Genomic DNA, 18023 nt, shown 5'->3' on the forward strand with positions numbered 1-18023 from the left:
GAGGTTCTATGAAAACGAATAAATTAAAATATGTCTGGTTTGTACTCATCCTTTCTATCTTTTGTTTAGCCTTGTTTTTAGTAAGAGGAAGGACCAAAATCGAGATGCGGAATCGAATTTACAGCCAATGGAGCCAGCAGTTCCTTGTTACAAAAGGCAATCAGTCTTATGTTCGTACGACGAGTGATTCGGAGGAGACAATAGTTCTATCTGAAGCCCAAAGTTATGGCATGCTCATAACGGTTTTAGCAGCCCAAAAAGGGCAAGCGACACAAGCAGATTTTGAGAGTCTTTATCGCTATTATCAAAATCATCGTATCGAGGGAACGCAGTTGATGTCTTGGAAGCAAGTGATCACAAATAGTAGCGAAACGGTTGAGAAGCAAAACGCAACTGATGGAGATCTCTACATCGCTTATTCTTTGATTGAAGCTGCCAAGCAGTGGCCGGATAAGGCGCAGGAATACCAAGCACAAGCTAAAAAAATCTTAGAAGATATTCTTCGATACAATTACAATGAAGAGACAGGAGTGCTAACAGTAGGAAACTGGGCAAATAAGGATTCCGATTATTATTACTTGATGCGGACGTCTGATACTCTTCCTCACTATTTCCAGTCTTTCTATGACCTGACTGGAAACAAACAGTGGCTAGATGTTAAGGATAAGATGCTTGGGCAATTGGAGCAAATCAGTTCTCATTCTGATACGGGTCTCTTGCCAGACTTTATCTGGGCTGAGAAGTCAGGGGCACGTCTTGTTGATGCCAACACTATCGAATCTCAATACGATGGAGCGTATTCTTATAATGCTTGCCGTTTGCCATATCACTTGTCTCAGAGTCAGGATGAAAGAAGCCAAAAACTCGTTCAAAAGATGATGGATTTCTTTATGAAAGAGCAACGTATTTATGCTGGTTATGACTTGAATGGAACTGCCCTCAATCAATACCAGGCAGGTAGTTTCTTGGCCCCGATTACCTATGCGTCTGACAAGGGAGAAGGCTATCTGAAACTTCTTCAGCAAAATAAATACATTTTCACACAAGATTTACCTTTGGACAACTACTATGATGCAACGATGATTACCATGATTGCTCTAGAGATGTTCTAGAATGAAAAGAGAGGGTTAGTTTAACTGGCTCTCTTTTTGATAGGATTTTCATCTTTTTTCAAAAAAGGAATTTCATCAGCTTTATGGTATAATGGAAAGAGTGATGGAAAAGAGGTAGAGAGATGGATGCGAAATTAAAATACAAGGCAAAGAAGATTAAAATCGTCTTTTTTGATATCGATGATACCTTGCGTACGTCAAAGACAGGTTTTATTCCAGCTACAATTCCCACTGTCTTTAAACAGTTGCGTGAAAAAGGAATTTTAACAGGAATTGCCTCTGGTCGTGGCATTTTTGGTGTTGTTCCAGAGATTCGTGAGCTCAAGCCGGACTTTTTTGTAACCCTAAATGGGGCTTATATAGAAGATAAAAAAGGCCAGGTCTTTTATCAGCATCAGATTGAGAAGTTAGATGTTGAGGAGTATGTCTCTTGGACCAAGCGAGAGGGAATTGAATATGGCTTGGTTGGCAGTCATGACGCTAAACTCTCCACTCGAACAGAACTGATCAGTGAGGCTATTGATCCCATTTATCCAAACTTGGATGTGGATCCAGACTTCCATGAAAAAGCAGACATTTATCAGATGTGGACATTTGAAGATAAAGGAGATGCCTTGCGCTTGCCAGAGTCTTTATCGGATAAACTTCGCATGGTGCGTTGGCATGAACATTCATCTGATATCGTGCCTATTTCAGGTTCAAAAGCCACAGGTGTAGCCAAGGTGGTGGACCATTTAGGCTTGAAACCAGAGAATGTCATGGTTTTTGGTGACGGTCTCAACGACTTGGAACTCTTTGATTATGCTGGAATCAGCATTGCTATGGGTGTTTCCCATGAAAAGATCAAAGAAAAAGCAGATTATATTACAAAAACAGTAGAAGAAGATGGCATTTTTGATGCCTTAGAAGGATTTGGTATGGTAGAAAAAGAATTGCATTTCCCACAAGTAGACATTGAAACAGTAGAAGGTCCGTTGGCGACTATTAAGACAAATTACGGAGACTTGCGTATCAAGCTCTTCCCTGAACATGCTCCCAAAACAGTAGCCAACTTTGTTGCTCTGTCAAAAGATGGTTACTATGATGGTGTAATTTTCCACCGAATTATCAAGGATTTTATGATCCAAGGTGGAGATCCAACTGGTACTGGTATGGGGGGAGAATCAATCTACGGCGACTCTTTTGAAGATGAATTCTCAGAAGAACTTTACAACATCCGTGGTGCCCTTTCTATGGCCAATGCGGGTCCAAATACCAATGGTAGCCAGTTCTTTATCGTTCAAAACCAACATTTGCCGTACTCTAAGAAAGAGATTGCGCGTGGTGGCTGGCCTGAACCAATCGCTGAGATTTATGCAGAACAAGGTGGAACTCCTCACCTTGACCGCCGCCATACTGTTTTTGGGCAATTGATAGATGCAGAATCTTTTGCGGTCTTGGATGCCATTGCAGCTGTTGAGACTGGTGCAATGGACAAGCCAGTTGAAGATGTAGTAATTGAAACGATTGAAATTGAGGACTAGAATGAAAATTGGTGATAAGCTAACTGGGCGTATTACAGGAATTCAGCCCTATGGTGCCTTTGTCGAGTTAGAGACAGGGGTGACAGGGCTGATTCACATCTCGGAGATTCGGACGGGATTTATTGAAAATATCTATGACATTTTAAAAATTGGCGATGAAGTCCAAGTTCAGGTGGTGGATTTTGACGAATACACTGGGAAGGCTAGTCTTTCCATACGTACCTTGGAAGAGGAAAAGCATCAATTACCAAGACGGAGACGTTTTTCAAATGATCGGATCAAGCACGGTTTTGCGCCTCTTGCCCGAATGATGCCTGTTTGGACGCGCGAGGCATTAGAGCATTTAAAGAAGAAGCCATAAATACGATTATCTAAATCATTTGTAATATTAACATCATTTGTTATAATAAAAGTATGAAAGAAGAACAATTATTAAAACCAGGAGAGCGAATCAACCAGCTCTTTTCGACAGATATCAAGATCATCCAAAATAGAGAGGTGTTTAGCTATTCGGTGGATAGTGTTCTCTTGTCACGCTTTCCACGCTTTCCTAAAAATGGCTTAATTGTGGACTTTTGTGCTGGCAATGGTGCAGTAGGACTTTTTGCAAGTAGTCGTACCAAGGCAAAAATTCTCTCTGTAGAAATTCAGGAGCGTTTGGCGGATATGGCAGAGCGTTCGGTTCAGTTGAATGGCTTGGAAGAGCAGATGCAGGTCATCTGTGATGATTTGAAAAATATGCCAGCCCACATTCAGGGAAGTAAGGTGGATATGATTTTATGCAATCCTCCTTATTTTAAGGTGGATCCGCATTCTAATCTCAACGAGAGTGAACACTACCTTCTGGCCAGACACGAAATTACGACTAACCTAAAAGAAATTTGCCGTAGTGCTCAGAGTATTCTCAAGTCTAATGGTCGTTTGGCCATGGTTCATCGTCCAGATCGGCTCTTGGATATCTTAGACATGCTTCAACGCCATAATTTGGCACCCAAGCGCCTGCAATTTGTCTATCCTAAACGTGAGAAGGAGGCCAATATGCTCTTAATCGAAGCTATCAAGGATGGATCGACCAGTGGCTTTAAGGTCTTGCCACCACTCATCGTTCACAATGATGATGGTTCCTATACACCAGAAATTCAAGAGATTTACTATGGATCATAAGGCCTATATGTATGTGGTGGAGTGTCGCGACGGATCTTACTATACTGGTTATACGACAGACGTTAAGAAACGCCTTGCCGTTCATAATAGTGGTAAGGGAGCCAAATATACCCGAGCTCGCTTGCCAGTCAAACTCATCTATGCTCAAGGTTTTGCTAGTAAGGAAGAAGCCATGTCTGCCGAAGCTCTCCTCAAACGAAAGAAACGTCCACAGAAAGAACGATTTTTATCTGAAAATCAAGAGAAAAATCTAGTCAACCATATTGATGTCTAACGAGGAGTCCTTTGGCTCCTCTTACTTTTGTCAAAAGAGGAAAAAAGTGCTAAAATAAGATGAATAAATTTAAAGAGGTATTATCATGTCTAAGATTCTAGTATTTGGTCACCAAAATCCAGACTCAGATGCCATCGGGTCATCTGTAGCCTTTGCTTACCTTGCAAAAGAGGCTTATGGATTGGACACAGAAGCTGTAGCACTTGGAACTCCAAATGAAGAAACAGCTTTCGTTTTGAACTATTTTGGTGTAGAAGCACCACGCGTCATCACATCTGCTAAAGCAGAAGGTGCAGAGCAAGTCATCTTGACTGACCACAATGAATTCCAACAATCAGTGTCAGATATTGCTGAAGTAGAAGTTTACGGAGTTGTGGATCACCACCGTGTGGCTAATTTTGAAACTGCCAGCCCGCTCTACATGCGCTTGGAACCAGTTGGATCAGCTTCATCTATCGTTTACCGCATGTTCAAAGAACATGGTGTAGCAGTTCCTAAAGAAATTGCAGGTTTGATGCTTTCAGGTTTGATTTCAGATACTCTTCTTTTGAAATCTCCAACAACTCACCCATCTGATAAAGTGATTGCGCCTGAGTTGGCAGAAATAGCAGGTGTCAACTTGGAAGAGTACGGTCTTGCTATGCTGAAAGCTGGTACAAACTTGGCTAGTAAATCTGCTGAAGAATTGATTGACATCGATGCTAAGACCTTTGAACTCAATGGAAATAAGGTTCGTGTTGCCCAAGTCAATACAGTTGATATTGCTGAAGTCTTGGAACGCCAAGCAGAAATCGAAGCAGCAATGCAAGCAGCTAATGCAGCAAACGGCTACTCAGACTTTGTCTTGATGATTACAGACATCGTCAACTCAAACTCAGAAATCCTTGCTCTTGGATCAAACATGGACAAGGTGGAAGCTGCCTTTAATTTCAAACTTGAAAACAACCACGCTTTCCTTCCAGGTGCTGTTTCACGTAAGAAACAAGTGGTGCCACAGTTGACTGAAAGCTTTAATGGGTAATTCTTAATGAATATTTGGAACTGTTAATTTGACTATTTATAGAAGGTGATAGCATGATGCGATTGATTGAAGGACTGCGCTTTTTGGTTGAGGTTGTGGCAATCCTTGGTCTTTTCTTCGTGTCTGTGATACAAATTTCTTGGCTGGAAAAATTCCTATTTTTTCTTCTAGCAGTTCTATTAATCTTATTTTGGGCGCGATATATGGCACCAAAATCTCCACATGCTTTTAAAAAATAGCATCGCCTCGTTGCTGAGACATCGATTTTTATTTTAGTTAGTGGTAGTTTTTGGCATTTGTATGGATTGCAAATAGGAATCCTATACTTAGCTCTGTCTTTTGGAAGTTTGGGTCTGCTTTATTATTTTCAGCTAGAGTAATTCTTATAATATATTTAATGAATTATTTAAATGGTAATTATTTGACTGGAGATTGACACGAGAAAACAGTGTTTTCCATATAGCTAAAGGGGTTTCGGCTCCTTTTTTCTAGGAGAGAAAGATGTTAGAAAATGGTGATTTGATTTTTGTGAAGGACCTTTCAGATATGGGGCAGGCTATCCAGGCTTCTACGGGGAACTATAGTCATGTAGCCATCTTTTTGGACGGTTTCATTTACCATGCTAGTGGGCAAGCTGGTGTCATTTGTCAAGAACCGGCTGAATTTTTTGAACCAACTCATCTCTACGATCTTTATGTCTATCCAGAGCTGGAAGCTGACTTGGTAAAGGAGAGAGCTAGCAAACATTTAGGTGCACCTTATAATAGCTCGTTTTATCCAGATGGTTCTGGCTTTTATTGCTCCCAGTATATCGCTGAAATCCTACCGATTTTTGAAACTATTGCCATGAAATTTGGGGACGGGGAGCAGGAAATCAGTGATTTTTGGAGGGAATACTACAGGAAACTCGAACTTCCAGTGCCTCTGAATCAACCAGGGACCAATCCTAGTCAACTAGCAGCATCCCCTCTATTAGAATGTAAAGAAAGGAATCTTCATGATTCAGATTTTTAATCCCTCCCGTTTGACTCGACAGCCATTTTTTATAGATTTGGTGGACTATCTGGACCAGCATGATGATGTGATCCTCCGAGAAATCAAGGCCCAGTTTCCAGATGTGGCAGTTGATAAACTCATGGAAGAGTATATAAAGGCAGGTTTGATCCGAAGGGAAAACAAACGTTATTCCCTTAATCTCCCTTTTCTAGAATCAATAGACAGTCTGGTCCTTGACCAAGAGATTTTTGTCAGAGAGGATAGTCCAGTCTATCAAGCTTTGCTGAAAAAGACTTTTGAGACAGAATTGCGCAATCAAACCAATGCAGCCATTTTAGTCGAATCTACAGATTTTGCTAGAGAAAAGATGACCCTGTCTAATTATTTCTACAAGGTCAAGAATCAATATCCTTTGACAGAAAAACAGCAGGAACTCTATGCCATTTTGGGAGATGTCAATCCTGAGTATGCCCTCAAGTATATGACGACTTTTTTACTGAAATTCCTCAAAAAAGACCAGCTCATGCAGAAACGTCGTGATATCTTTGTGGACAGTTTAGTCGTTCTAGGCTATATTGTGCAAAATGAAGCTGGAAAGTATGAGTTGGCCGTCGATTTTGACAAGGAGAGATTGTCTTTCCATTTGTCTTAATTAGTTGCTTTTGAGCAGATTGTTTGACTTTGCCAAAGAATAAGCATAAACTGAATGTAAGCGATAACGTTTATCGTATTAAAAGCAAAGGAGACAGAGCTATGTCACTTGAAAATAAATTGGATCAAGCAACTGGTGCTATCAAAGAAGGATTTGGTAAAGTTACTGGCGATAGTAAGACAGAAGCAGAAGGTACTGTAGAAAAAACAGTTGCGAAAGCAAAAGAAGTTGTTGAAGATGCTAAAGGCGCTGTAGAAGGTGCCGTTGAAGGTCTTAAAAACTCATTTAAGAAAGAAGACTAAAAAAATCAAGGGAATGTTTCCCTTGATTTTTTTATAGATAACGTTCTGCGATAGCTGCGTCTCCAGGATAGTCTTCTTTCTTTCCTTGGACGATTTGGTAACAATCAGCTCCCTTGCCTGCAATAATCACAGCATCGAGTTCTTGATTTGTGATGGCCATCGCCGCCTTGATGGCTTCTTCACGATCGGCAATCTTTTCAACAGGATGACTGATGTAGCAGCTAATTTCTTCAGCAATGGCCATTGGATCTTCATAGTTTGGATCATCAGCGGTGAGAAAGACTTGAATTTCAGGATGTTGATTGAGAAGGAGTCCAAAGTCTTTGCGACGACTTTCACCCTTGTTTCCAGTCGAACCGAGAACCAGAACAATCTTTCCAGTTTGATGGGTTTCAACAACAGAAATCAGTTTTTTCAGACTGTCGCCATTGTGAGCATAGTCTATGAAGACCTTGGCTCCATTTTTCTGAGTGAGAACTTCCATACGTCCAGGAACGCGGGTTGCAGCGATCCCTTTTTTGATGTCCTCCAGACTGGCACCTAGACGAAGACAGGCAAGTCCTGCAGCAACGGCATTTTCTTGATTGAAGTGACCGATGAGTTGGATATCATAATCACCAGCGAGTTTACCTGTAGCGGAAAAGCTAAAGGCTTTGGAGTTCTCAATTTGGTTACTTGACTGGCTACCATAGAAGTCATGCTCTTGATCTTCTACTTGTTCTTTCAATACAGAAAAGTGGTCCATGTCGCTATTAATGACAACTGCTCGGCTATTTTTCATCAAGAGACGTTTGTGATAGAAGTAGTCTTCAAAGCTAGGATGCTCAATCGGACCGATATGGTCAGGAGTGATGTTAAGAAAGACACCTACATCAAAGGTCAGACCATAGACTCGATGAACAAGATAGGCTTGGCTAGAGACTTCCATTACAAGATGGGTTCTTCCATTTTTAACAGCCTGAGCCATCATGTCGAAAAGATCGATATTTTCAGGCGTTGAGAAGGCAGATTTAAAGAAGGTCTCGCCATCCAGAGTTGTGTTCATAGTTGACAAGAGAGCTGTTGGGTAGCGTTGAGATAGGATGTGGTAAGCAAAGTACGCTGCTGTCGTCTTTCCTTTTGTCCCTGTGAAAGCGAGAATTTTGAGTTTCTCTTGTGGATTACCATAGAATTCCATCGCAATCAAACTCATGGCTTTCTTGATATCGTTCACAACGATGACGGGGATACCAACCTCGTAGTCCTTTTCTGCGACATACCAAGCTAAGCCTTGCGTTATAGCGGATAGGAGGTATTCTTTTTTAAAGGCAGCGCCTTTTGCAAAAAAAAGAGTGCCTTCTTTTACTTTTCTGCTGTCATAACTGATGCTATCAAAAACAACTTCACTGTAGTTGTAGTGGTAATGTCCTTGGTCAATAATCTCGCGAAAAAGGCCATCCTTCTTTAAAATATCTAATACGGTTTCAATCTTAATCATACTTTCTATTATAAACTTCAAGTCTGAATTTTACAAGTAACAAGGAAAAGTTTATAATGGAAGATAAGGAACTTTTCCTAGTTATCAAAATTGAATGAGGAAGCTATGTCTAACGAAAACAATCACCAGCAAGCCCAGATGTTGCGAGGGACTGCTTGGCTAACAGCTAGTAACTTTATTAGTCGCCTCCTTGGTGCTATCTACATTATTCCCTGGTATATCTGGATGGGGACCTATGCTGCCAAGGCAAATGGCCTCTTTACCATGGGCTACAATATTTACGCCTGGTTCTTGCTGATTTCGACAGCGGGTATCCCAGTTGCGGTCGCCAAACAAGTGGCTAAGTACAATACCATGCGAGAAGAAGAGCATAGCTTTGCCTTGATTCGGAGTTTCCTAAGCTTTATGACGGGCTTGGGCATAGTCTTTGCTTTGGTCTTGTATCTCTTTTCTCCCTGGTTAGCAGATTTGTCAGGTGTGGGGAAAGACCTGATTCCCATCATGCAGAGCTTGGCTTGGGCAGTCTTGATTTTCCCATCTATGAGTGTCATCCGAGGATTCTTCCAAGGGATGAATAACCTGAAACCCTATGCTATGAGTCAAATCGCCGAGCAGGTAATCCGTGTTATCTGGATGTTGATGGCAACCTTCTTCATTATGAAGATGGGTTCTGGTGACTACTTATCAGCCGTTACCCAATCGACCTTTGCGGCCTTTGTGGGGATGGTGGCAAGTTTTGCAGTCTTGATTTATTTCCTTGCCCAAGAAGGTTTGCTTAAAAGAGTTTTTGAAACACGGGATAAGATCAATAGTAAGCGACTTTTGGTTGATACCATCAAGGAAGCCATTCCCTTTATCCTGACAGGATCAGCCATTCAACTCTTCCAAATCTTAGACCAGATGACCTTTATCAATAGTATGAAGTGGTTTACTAACTACAGCAATGAAGACTTGGTTGTCATGTTTTCTTATTTCTCAGCCAATCCTAATAAAATTACTATGATTTTAATCTCTGTGGGAGTTTCAATCGGGAGTGTCGGCTTGCCGCTGTTGACGGAAAACTATGTAAAAGGCGACTTGCAGGCGGCGGCTCGCCTAGTCCAAGATAGCCTTACCATGCTCTTCTTATTTCTACTGCCTGCAACGGTTGGAGTGGTCATGGTAGGGGAGCCTCTTTATACAGTTTTTTACGGTAAGCCAGATAGTCTGGCCATGGGTTTATTTGTCTTTGCAGTTTTGCAGTCTACTATCCTAGGTTTGTACATGGTCTTGTCTCCTATGCTTCAGGCCATGTTCCGAAACCGCAAGGCAGTTCTATACTTTATCTATGGTTCCATTGCTAAGATCGTCTTGCAATTGCCAACCATTGCTATTTTCCACAGCTACGGTCCCTTGATTTCAACGACTATCGGTTTGATTATTCCGAATGTCCTGATGTACCGAGATATCTGCCAGGTAACGGGTGCTCGTAGAAAGATTATCTTGAAACGGACTATTTTGATCACCATCTTGACTCTTGTCATGTTTATCCTAGTTGGCTTCTTGCAGTGGCTACTCGGTTTTGTCTTCCAACCAAGTGGACGTTTCTGGAGTTTCCTTTATGTGGCTCTCATCGGAGGGCTTGGAGGAGGCCTTTATGGCTTGATGAGCCTACGGACACGACTCTTAGACAAGATAATCGGCAAAGCTCAAGCAGACCGACTACGTACACGATTGAAAATATCGTAAAAAGATTTATAAATAAAAGTAATAAATTTAACCTTTCTTTAACAGAAAGGTTTTTATACTACATTTTTCTTAAAAAAAGAGAACTTTTTCTAAAATCAAGAGCAAAAAATATGCTTTTTTAAGTTTTTCTTCAGAAATCACTTGACTAAATAAAACCAAAGCTGTATAATAAGACAAAACTTTTAAACAGGAGGTTCTGGAAATGAAAAAGTCTAAGGCCAAGTATCTGACACTTGCAAGTGTCGTGTTAAGCGCAGGTATCTTACTGAGCGCATGTGGAAATTCAAGTAGCGCTACTAAAACATATAACTATGTTTATTCGAACGATCCATCTAGTTTGAACTATCTTGCAGAAAACCGTGCAACAACCAATGACATCGTGACCAATTTGGTGGATGGGTTGATGGAAAATGACCAATACGGTAACTATGTTCCATCATTGGCAGAGGATTGGACTGTTTCTCAGGACGGTTTGACCTATACTTACAAATTGCGTAAGGATGCAAAATGGTATACTTATGAGGGTGAAGAATACGCCCCTGTAACGGCCCAAGACTTTGTGACAGGTTTGAAATATGCTGCTGATAAAAAATCCGAAGCCTTGTACCTGGTTCAAGACTCTGTAGCAGGTTTGGATGACTATATCAACGGGAAAACAACTGACTTTTCAACAGTCGGTGTTAAGGCTATTGATGACCAAACAGTTCAGTACACTTTGACACGTCCAGAACCTTATTGGAATTCTAAAACAACTTCAACCATTCTCTTCCCTGTCAATGCAGACTTCTTGAAATCAAAAGGGGATGATTTTGGTAAGGTAGATCCTTCTAGCATTTTGTACAGTGGACCTTTCTTGATGAAATCGTTTGTTTCAAAATCTGTTATCGAATACAAGAAAAATCCAAATTACTGGGATGCTAAAAATGTCTTTGTGGACGATGTGAAATTGACTTACTATGACGGTAGTGACCAGGATGCCCTAGCTCGTAACTTCGTAGAAGGAGTATACAGCTACGCACTTCTCTACCCAAATAGCTCAAGCTTTGAAGGCATTAAAGAGAAGAACAAGGATAACATCATCTATAGTATGCAAAACGCAACTTCTTATTACTTGAACTTCAACTTAGACAGAAAATCTTATAACTTCACTTCTAAATCCTCAGATATCGAAAAGAAATCAACCCAAGAAGCAGTTCTGAATAAAAACTTCCGTCAAGCCTTCAACTATGCTTATAACCGTACAGCCTATGGAGCACAATCTCAAGGGGAAGAAGGAGCAACAAAGATTATTCGTAACTTGGTTGTACCTCCTACGTTTGTAAGTATCAACGGAAAAGACTTTGGCGATGTTGTTTCAGAAAAGATGGTCAACTATGGCCAAGAATGGCAAGGAATCAACTTTGCAGATGCACAAGATCCATACTACAATCCTGATAAAGCTAAAGCTAAATTTGCAGAAGCTAAGAAAGAATTGGAAGCTAAGGGTGTGCAATTCCCAATCCACTTGGATGTAACAGTTGACCAATCAGCTAAAAAAGGTGTACTTGAAGCAAGTTCTTTGAAACAATCCATCGAATCTGTTCTAGGAGCTGAGAATGTGGTTATCGATATCCAACAGCTATCAACAGATGACTTTGACAACTCTAGCTACCTCGCTCAAACCGCAGCTCAAAAAGACTTTGATATCTATAATGGCGGTTGGAGTGCTGACTACTTGGATCCATCAAGCTATCTTGATATCTTAAATGTCAATAACGGTGGTATGTTGCAAAACATTGGTCTAGAACCAGGTGAGGTCAATGACAAGGCTAAGGCAGTTGGTCTGGATACTTACACTCAAATGTTAGAAGAAGCGAACAAGGAGCAAGAACCAGCGAAACGTTATGAAAAATATGCGGAAATTCAAGCTTGGCTCGTTGATAGCGCCCTTGCTATTCCAAACGTTTCTCAGGGTGGAACACCGACCTTGAGAAAGACAGTTCCATTCTCATCACCATTCTCACAAGCTGGAAATAAGGGTGTCGAATCATACAAGTATCTCAAGTTGCAAGATAAGACTGTAACGGCTGATGAGTATGAAAAAGCTAAAGAAAAATGGCAGAAAGAAAAAGAAGAATCAAATAAAAAAGCCCAAGAAGAACTGGCAAAACATGTTAAATAACCAGTCTATTCAACAGGAAAAACGATAGTTTCTCAAGGAACTATCGTTTTTATATAGTTTGAAACTATAACTAGCTCTTGAAAACAAGAAAATGAGTTAGTAAAAATAAGTGGTACAATAGTTACTATAGATTTGGAGGTATTGTATGAGCAAAGAACTACACATCAACACAATTTTGGCCCAGGCGGGAATCAAGTCAGATGAGGCTACAGGTGCCTTGGTAACGCCGCTTCATTTTTCAACCACTTATCAGCATCCAGAGTTCGGTCAGTCTACGGGATTTGACTATACTCGTACCAAAAATCCAACTCGCAGTAAGGCGGAGGAAGTCTTGGCGGCAATCGAATCAGCAGATTATGCCCTAGCGACAAGCTCAGGTATGGCTGCGATTGTACTGGCCTTTAGTGTTTTTCCAGTAGGAAGTAAAGTCTTGGCTGTACGCGATCTGTATGGGGGTTCTTTCCGTTGGTTCAATCAAGTCGAGCAAGAAGGCCGTTTCCATTTTACCTATGCCAATACAGAAGAAGAGCTTGTCGCTGAGTTAGAGAAAGATGTGGATGTTCTCTATATTGAAACACCAACCAATCCCTTGATGTTGGAATTTGATATTGCCAAACTAGCCAAACTAGCTCATGCCAAGGGTGCCAAGGTAGTGGTAGACAATACCTTTTACAGTCCGATTTATCAACGTCCGATTGAAGACGGTGCGGATATCGTTCTTCATTCAGCAACCAAGTATCTAGCAGGGCACAATGATGTCTTGGCTGGTGTGGTTGTGACTAATAGTTTAGAACTATATGAACAACTGTTCTACAATCTCAATACGACTGGTGCGGTCTTGTCACCATTTGATAGTTATCAGTTGATTCGTGGTCTCAAAACCCTGCCTCTTCGTATGGAGCGTTCTACAGTCAATGCCCAAGAAGTGGTTGCCTTTTTGAAGGATTCACCTGCTGTCAAGGAAGTGCTCTATACTGGACGTGGGGGTATGATTTCCTTTAAAGTAGTGGACGAAAAACGTATTCCTCATATTTTGAATAGTCTCAAGGTCTTTTCATTTGCGGAAAGTTTGGGTGGGGTAGAAAGTCTGATCACCTATCCGACAACTCAGACTCATGCGGATATTCCAGCAGAAGTGCGCCATTCCTATGGCTTAACAGATGACCTCCTGCGCTTGTCAATTGGGATTGAAGATGCTAGAGATTTGATTGCGGACTTGCGCCAAGCTTTGGAAGGATAAGATAGATATGGGAAAATATGATTTTACAAGTCTGCCCAATCGTTTTGGGCACCATACCTATAAATGGAAAGAAGCAGAAGCTGACCGAGAAGTTCTACCAGCCTGGATAGCAGATATGGACTTTGTGGTTTTGCCTGAGGTTCGACAAGCTGTACAAGCCTATGCAGATCAGTTAGTCTATGGCTATACTTATGCTAGTGATGCTTTGATTCAGTCGGTTCAGGACTGGGAAGCCAATCAACACGGGTATCGCTTTGACAAGGATTCCCTCGTCTTTATAGAGGGAGTGGTACCAGCTATTTCAACAGCTATTCAAGCCTTTACAAAAGAAGGAGAGGCTGTTCTGATTAATACACCGGTCTATCCACCGTTTGCACGCAGTGTCAAACTGAACAATCGCAGATTGATTACCAATTCTTTGGTGGAAAAGGATGGGCTGTTTGAGATTGACTTTGACCAGTTGGAGAAGGAATTGGTGGAAGAGGATGTGAAGCTTTATATCCTTTGCAATCCCCACAATCCTGGTGGACGTGTTTGGGAAAAGGAAGTGTTAGAAAAGATTGGGCATCTCTGCCAAAAACACGGTGTTTTGCTTGTTTCAGATGAGATTCACCAAGATTTGGCCCTCTTTGGTCATAAACACCAGTCTTTTAACACCATTGATCCCGCCTTTAAAGACTTTGCCCTAATCTTGAGCAGTGCTACTAAAACTTTTAATATTGCTGGGACGAAAAATTCCTATGCAGTGATTGAAAATCCAAAGCTTCGTGTTTCTTTCCAAAAACGCCAGTTGGCCAATAACCAACATGAAATCTCAGGCTTGGGGTATTTGGCGACAGAAGCTGCCTACCGTTATGGTAAGGACTGGTTAGGAGACTTAAAAGAAGTCATCGAGGACCACATTAACTATGTAGTGGATTTTTTGGGCAACGAAACCAAGATTAAGGTCATGAAACCGCAAGGTACCTACTTGATCTGGCTTGATTTTTCAGCCTATGACCTAACGGATGACCGCTTGCAAGAGCTTTTGAAGAATGAAGCCAAGGTTATCTTGAACCGAGGTTTGGACTTTGGGGAGGAGGGAACTCTTCATGCCCGCCTCAATGTAGCTATGCCGAAGTCAGTACTGGAAGAGGTTTGTCAACGCATCGTGACCACTTTTGCTACCCTTTAAAAATCGAGCCTTCTAGGAGAAAAGTCTTCCTAGAAGGCTATTTTCGTGGGGGAAAATGTGGTATAATGAAAAGATAAGATAAAGGGGTAACTATGGCTAAATTGATTCCGGGGAAGTTGCGCATGGAGGGTGTTACTCTCTATGAAACGGACAATATTGAGATTATCAAGGAAAAAGGGAGTCGCCTCTACACACGTGTCGCGGGAGAAGACTTGCGCTACAGTTTAGAGGATAATCTGGTTTTTTGTGCTTGCGATTTTTTCCAAAAAAGAGGTTACTGTGTTCACCTCGCAGCGCTCGAGCATTATCTGAAGAATGATGAAGAAGGCCAGGTGATTTTACAAGCCTTAGAAAAAGGACATGAAGAGCAAGAAGAGGTCGAAATCAAGGTTAGTTTTGGCGGTAGTTTTTTGGAGCGGATCCAACCTCAGAAGCGAGAGAAAATCTACACTTTGTCGGCTCAAGGTCAGGTGGAAGCTGGGACCAATCGCCTCCTTTGGACACTCCGAATCGGTTTAATTGATAGTCAAAAATATTATGTCATCCGTGATATCCCACTCTTTTTGAAGGTCTTAGTCCATCGAAAACCATATATGATTGGGAAATACTATGAAAATGACTTGTCTTGGGATGCTTTTGATACAGCTAGTCAAGAAGTTCTTACTTTTTTACGTGGCTTGATTGAGGAGGGGCTGAGTCAAGACCTCTTTTTCCCCAATCAAGGTCGTCACCTCTTTTTCCCTCTGACCTTTTTTGAACAAGGGGTAGAGTTGCTGATGAATTTGGAGGATTCTTATTTTGAGCACCAGATTACTAGTTATGAAAATCTTCTCTTTCATGATTTAGATCCAGATGCAGAACTGTTCTCTTTTTCCGTGCAGGAGTATCCCGATTATTTTGAGATGGAGATTTCTGAAAGTGAGCGAGTCAACGTATTCTATGGGGGAGCGGTTCTCTTTCGTAAGGGAAATCTTTATCTCTTAAACCCTGAACAAATCAGCCTTCTAAAGGAACTCAAGGAGCTCCCTCAGGAGGAAAGCGGGAGGAAATTCCTCCAGTTTGATAACAGTGATCGTGACCGTCTAGCCGCCTGCCTGCCTTTGTTTAGACAGCTGGGCACAGTTTCTGCTCCTGAGCGCTTACAAATACGATCCTTTTCACCAATCTTTTACTTTGATAGGGAGGATGACGGCCGCATCCGTTTGGATATCCAGTTTGACTATGGAGATGTTAAGGTGACTAGTCGTCAACAGCTGGAACAATTACCTTTTTCAAGCGATGCCGTCTTGGGAAATCAGCTATTTCAAGTCTGTTTAGGGGCTGGTTTTGAGGCTGATTTTCAGTCTTGGAGACAGGCTTTGAAGCCAGAGGCAGTTTATTCTTTCTTTCACCATACGATTCCAGCTTTTGAGAAATTGGGGTTGGTTTTCTTGTCTGATGAGATGAATCAGCTCTACAGCGTCCAAGCTCCTCAGGTTCAGATTGAGTCCAAGGGAGGACTGTTGGAGATTCAGTTTGATTTCCAAGGGATTGCCCAAGAAGAGATTGATCAAGCTCTTAAAGCCCTGACCAGCAATCAGGATTTCTATATCAGTTCTTCTGACCAAGTGTACTTTTTTGATGAGGAGACCAAGCAGATTCGTCAAAATTTGCAGGAACTGGGGGTTGAGCTAAAAGATGGTTCTTTCCAAGCGCGAAAATCTCTGGCTTACAGTCTGTCTCAGTTGTTTGAAGGTCGAGACAGGATCTCCTTCTCGGAAGAATTTCAGCATTTAGCTCATGATTTGACCCATCCAGAGGATTTTCCTTTGGGAGATATACGGGTGCAGGCGAGTTTGAGAGACTATCAGGAAAAGGGAGTCCGTTGGCTCCAGATGCTTCATCACTATGGCTTTAGTGGCATCCTGGCAGATGATATGGGACTGGGAAAAACACTGCAAACCATCGCTTTTTTGACGAGTCAGGTGAGAGAAGATAGTCGAGTCTTGATTTTGGCTCCGTCAGGTTTGATCTACAATTGGGCAGATGAATTTAGGAAATTTGCCCCACAGTTGGATTTGGCTGTCGTTCATGGTTTGAAAGCGAATCGAGAAGCGATTCTTTCTGAAAATCACCAAATCTATGTGACTAGCTATGCCACCTTTCGTCAAGACAGCGAGCTTTATCAAGAGATGGCTTTTGATTTTCTCTTCTTAGATGAAGCCCAGGTCATGAAAAATGCCCAAACCAAGATTGCTCAGAGTTTGCGCCAGTTTGTGGTGCCAGCAGTTTTTGCTTTGTCAGGTACGCCCATCGAAAATCATTTAGGAGAGTTGTGGTCTATCTTCCAAATTGTGCTACCGGGGCTCTTACCAAGTAAAAAGGAGTTTATGAAATTACCGGCTGACCGAGTCGCGCAGTTTATCAAGCCCTTTGTCATGAGGCGTAAGAAAGAAGAAGTTCTTACAGAACTGCCTGACCTGATCGAAGTCGTCTATAAAAATGAACTGGAAGACCAGCAGAAGGCCATCTATCTAGTCCAGTTGCAACAGATGCGAGACCGCCTAGCGCAAGTGACAGATCAGGAATTCCAAAGAAGTCGGGTAGAAATCTTATCTGGACTCATGCGATTGCGACAGATTTGCGATACGCCAGCTCTCTTTATGGACGATTACCAAGGAGCCAGTGGTAAACTCGATAGTCTCCGAGATTTATTGCTTCAAGTGGCTGATGGTGGGCATCGGGTCTTGATTTTCTCCCAGTTCAAAGGAATGTTGGAAAAAATCGAGCAAGAACTCCCAGACTTGGGCTTGACCTCCTTCAAAATCACAGGTTCAACTCCTGCTCATGACAGACAGGAGATGACTAAGGCCTTTAACCAAGGGGAAAGAGATGCCTTTCTCATCTCCCTTAAGGCGGGTGGTGTTGGTCTCAATCTAACGGGAGCTGATACGGTTATTTTGGTTGACCTTTGGTGGAATCCGGCTGTCGAAGCCCAAGCTATCGGACGCGCTCACCGCATGGGGCAGGAGCAGATGGTCGAGGTTTATCGTTTGATTACCAAGGGGACCATTGAAGAGAAAATCCAAGAACTTCAAGAACAAAAGAAACATTTGGTTTCCCAAGTTTTAGATGGTACGGAGTCGCGTGCGAGTCTCAGTCTGGCAGAAATTCGTGAAATTTTGGGAATTTCTGAAGCCAGCACTTGAAAAATCAAGAC

At 41.9% G+C, this 18023-nt stretch carries 16 protein-coding genes; 15 read left to right on the plus strand and 1 reads right to left on the minus strand.

Annotated features, from left to right (window positions below; genetic code table 11):
• The first annotated feature begins 8 nt into the window (after window positions 1-8).
• The 10 genes from I6H78_RS08455 to I6H78_RS08500 all read left to right on the plus strand — a co-directional run bounded on the left by I6H78_RS08455 (window position 9) and on the right by I6H78_RS08500 (window position 7044).
• The gene (locus I6H78_RS08455; RefSeq protein ID WP_198459397.1) at window positions 9-1112 is read left to right on the plus strand and encodes a glycosyl hydrolase family 8; all 1104 of its coding nucleotides are present in this window, start codon (window positions 9-11) and stop codon (window positions 1110-1112) included.
• A 122-nt stretch (window positions 1113-1234) separates the two neighbouring features.
• Window positions 1235-2635, plus strand: a complete 1401-nt coding sequence (locus I6H78_RS08460) for a bifunctional Cof-type HAD-IIB family hydrolase/peptidylprolyl isomerase (RefSeq protein ID WP_198459398.1) — start codon at window positions 1235-1237, stop codon at window positions 2633-2635.
• Between the two features lies 1 nt (window position 2636).
• Window positions 2637-2996 (plus strand): S1 RNA-binding domain-containing protein, encoded by a 360-nt coding sequence (locus I6H78_RS08465; RefSeq protein WP_000689618.1) that lies wholly within the window; start codon window positions 2637-2639, stop codon window positions 2994-2996.
• A 53-nt stretch (window positions 2997-3049) separates the two neighbouring features.
• Entirely contained in the window at window positions 3050-3799 is a 750-nt protein-coding gene (locus I6H78_RS08470; protein WP_198459399.1) for a tRNA1(Val) (adenine(37)-N6)-methyltransferase, read from the plus strand.
• Window positions 3789-4073 carry a GIY-YIG nuclease family protein gene (locus I6H78_RS08475; RefSeq protein ID WP_198459400.1) on the plus strand — a complete coding sequence of 95 codons (285 nt, stop codon included), beginning with the start codon at window positions 3789-3791 and terminating at the stop codon, window positions 4071-4073. Before I6H78_RS08470 ends, I6H78_RS08475 begins: the two co-directional genes overlap by 11 nt.
• An 85-nt stretch (window positions 4074-4158) precedes the next feature.
• Window positions 4159-5094, plus strand: a complete 936-nt coding sequence (locus tag I6H78_RS08480) for a manganese-dependent inorganic pyrophosphatase (protein ID WP_198459401.1) — start codon at window positions 4159-4161, stop codon at window positions 5092-5094.
• A gap of 53 nt (window positions 5095-5147) precedes the next feature.
• Entirely contained in the window at window positions 5148-5333 is a 186-nt protein-coding gene (locus tag I6H78_RS09425; protein ID WP_232619933.1) for a DUF2568 domain-containing protein, read from the plus strand.
• Window positions 5334-5595: 262 nt separating this feature from the next.
• Window positions 5596-6108 (plus strand): YiiX/YebB-like N1pC/P60 family cysteine hydrolase, encoded by a 513-nt coding sequence (locus I6H78_RS08490; protein WP_198459402.1) that lies wholly within the window; start codon window positions 5596-5598, stop codon window positions 6106-6108.
• Window positions 6092-6742, plus strand: coding sequence for a DUF1803 domain-containing protein (locus I6H78_RS08495; protein WP_198459403.1), 651 nt, complete (start codon window positions 6092-6094; stop codon window positions 6740-6742). The genes I6H78_RS08490 and I6H78_RS08495 overlap by 17 nt, the downstream gene beginning before the upstream one ends.
• Window positions 6743-6843: 101 nt before the next feature.
• Complete coding sequence (locus I6H78_RS08500; protein WP_000051179.1) at window positions 6844-7044, plus strand: CsbD family protein; 201 nt, start codon at window positions 6844-6846, stop codon at window positions 7042-7044.
• A 31-nt stretch (window positions 7045-7075) separates the two neighbouring features.
• Here I6H78_RS08500 and I6H78_RS08505 read toward each other — a convergent pair whose 3' ends face one another.
• The gene (locus I6H78_RS08505) at window positions 7076-8521 is read right to left on the minus strand and encodes a UDP-N-acetylmuramoyl-L-alanyl-D-glutamate--L-lysine ligase (RefSeq protein ID WP_198459404.1); all 1446 of its coding nucleotides are present in this window, start codon (window positions 8519-8521) and stop codon (window positions 7076-7078) included.
• A gap of 105 nt (window positions 8522-8626) precedes the next feature.
• Between I6H78_RS08505 and I6H78_RS08510 the strand changes: the two genes are divergently transcribed.
• From I6H78_RS08510 to I6H78_RS08530, 5 genes are all read left to right on the plus strand, one after another.
• Window positions 8627-10249 (plus strand): putative polysaccharide biosynthesis protein, encoded by a 1623-nt coding sequence (locus I6H78_RS08510; RefSeq protein ID WP_198459405.1) that lies wholly within the window; start codon window positions 8627-8629, stop codon window positions 10247-10249.
• 202 nt (window positions 10250-10451) lie between these two features.
• Entirely contained in the window at window positions 10452-12410 is a 1959-nt protein-coding gene (locus I6H78_RS08515; protein ID WP_198459406.1) for a peptide ABC transporter substrate-binding protein, read from the plus strand.
• 145 nt (window positions 12411-12555) lie between these two features.
• The gene (locus I6H78_RS08520) at window positions 12556-13650 is read left to right on the plus strand and encodes a cystathionine gamma-synthase (protein ID WP_198459407.1); all 1095 of its coding nucleotides are present in this window, start codon (window positions 12556-12558) and stop codon (window positions 13648-13650) included.
• Between the two features lie 7 nt (window positions 13651-13657).
• The gene (locus I6H78_RS08525) at window positions 13658-14824 is read left to right on the plus strand and encodes a MalY/PatB family protein (protein ID WP_198459408.1); all 1167 of its coding nucleotides are present in this window, start codon (window positions 13658-13660) and stop codon (window positions 14822-14824) included.
• Between the two features lie 92 nt (window positions 14825-14916).
• Window positions 14917-18012: a DEAD/DEAH box helicase gene (locus I6H78_RS08530; RefSeq protein ID WP_198459409.1), complete on the plus strand. Its 3096-nt coding sequence runs from the start codon at window positions 14917-14919 to the stop codon at window positions 18010-18012.
• The last annotated feature ends 11 nt before the right edge of the window (window positions 18013-18023 follow it).

The organism is Streptococcus oralis (genome assembly GCF_016127915.1).
In the GTDB taxonomy this organism is placed as follows: Bacteria; Bacillota; Bacilli; order Lactobacillales; family Streptococcaceae; genus Streptococcus; species Streptococcus oralis_BO.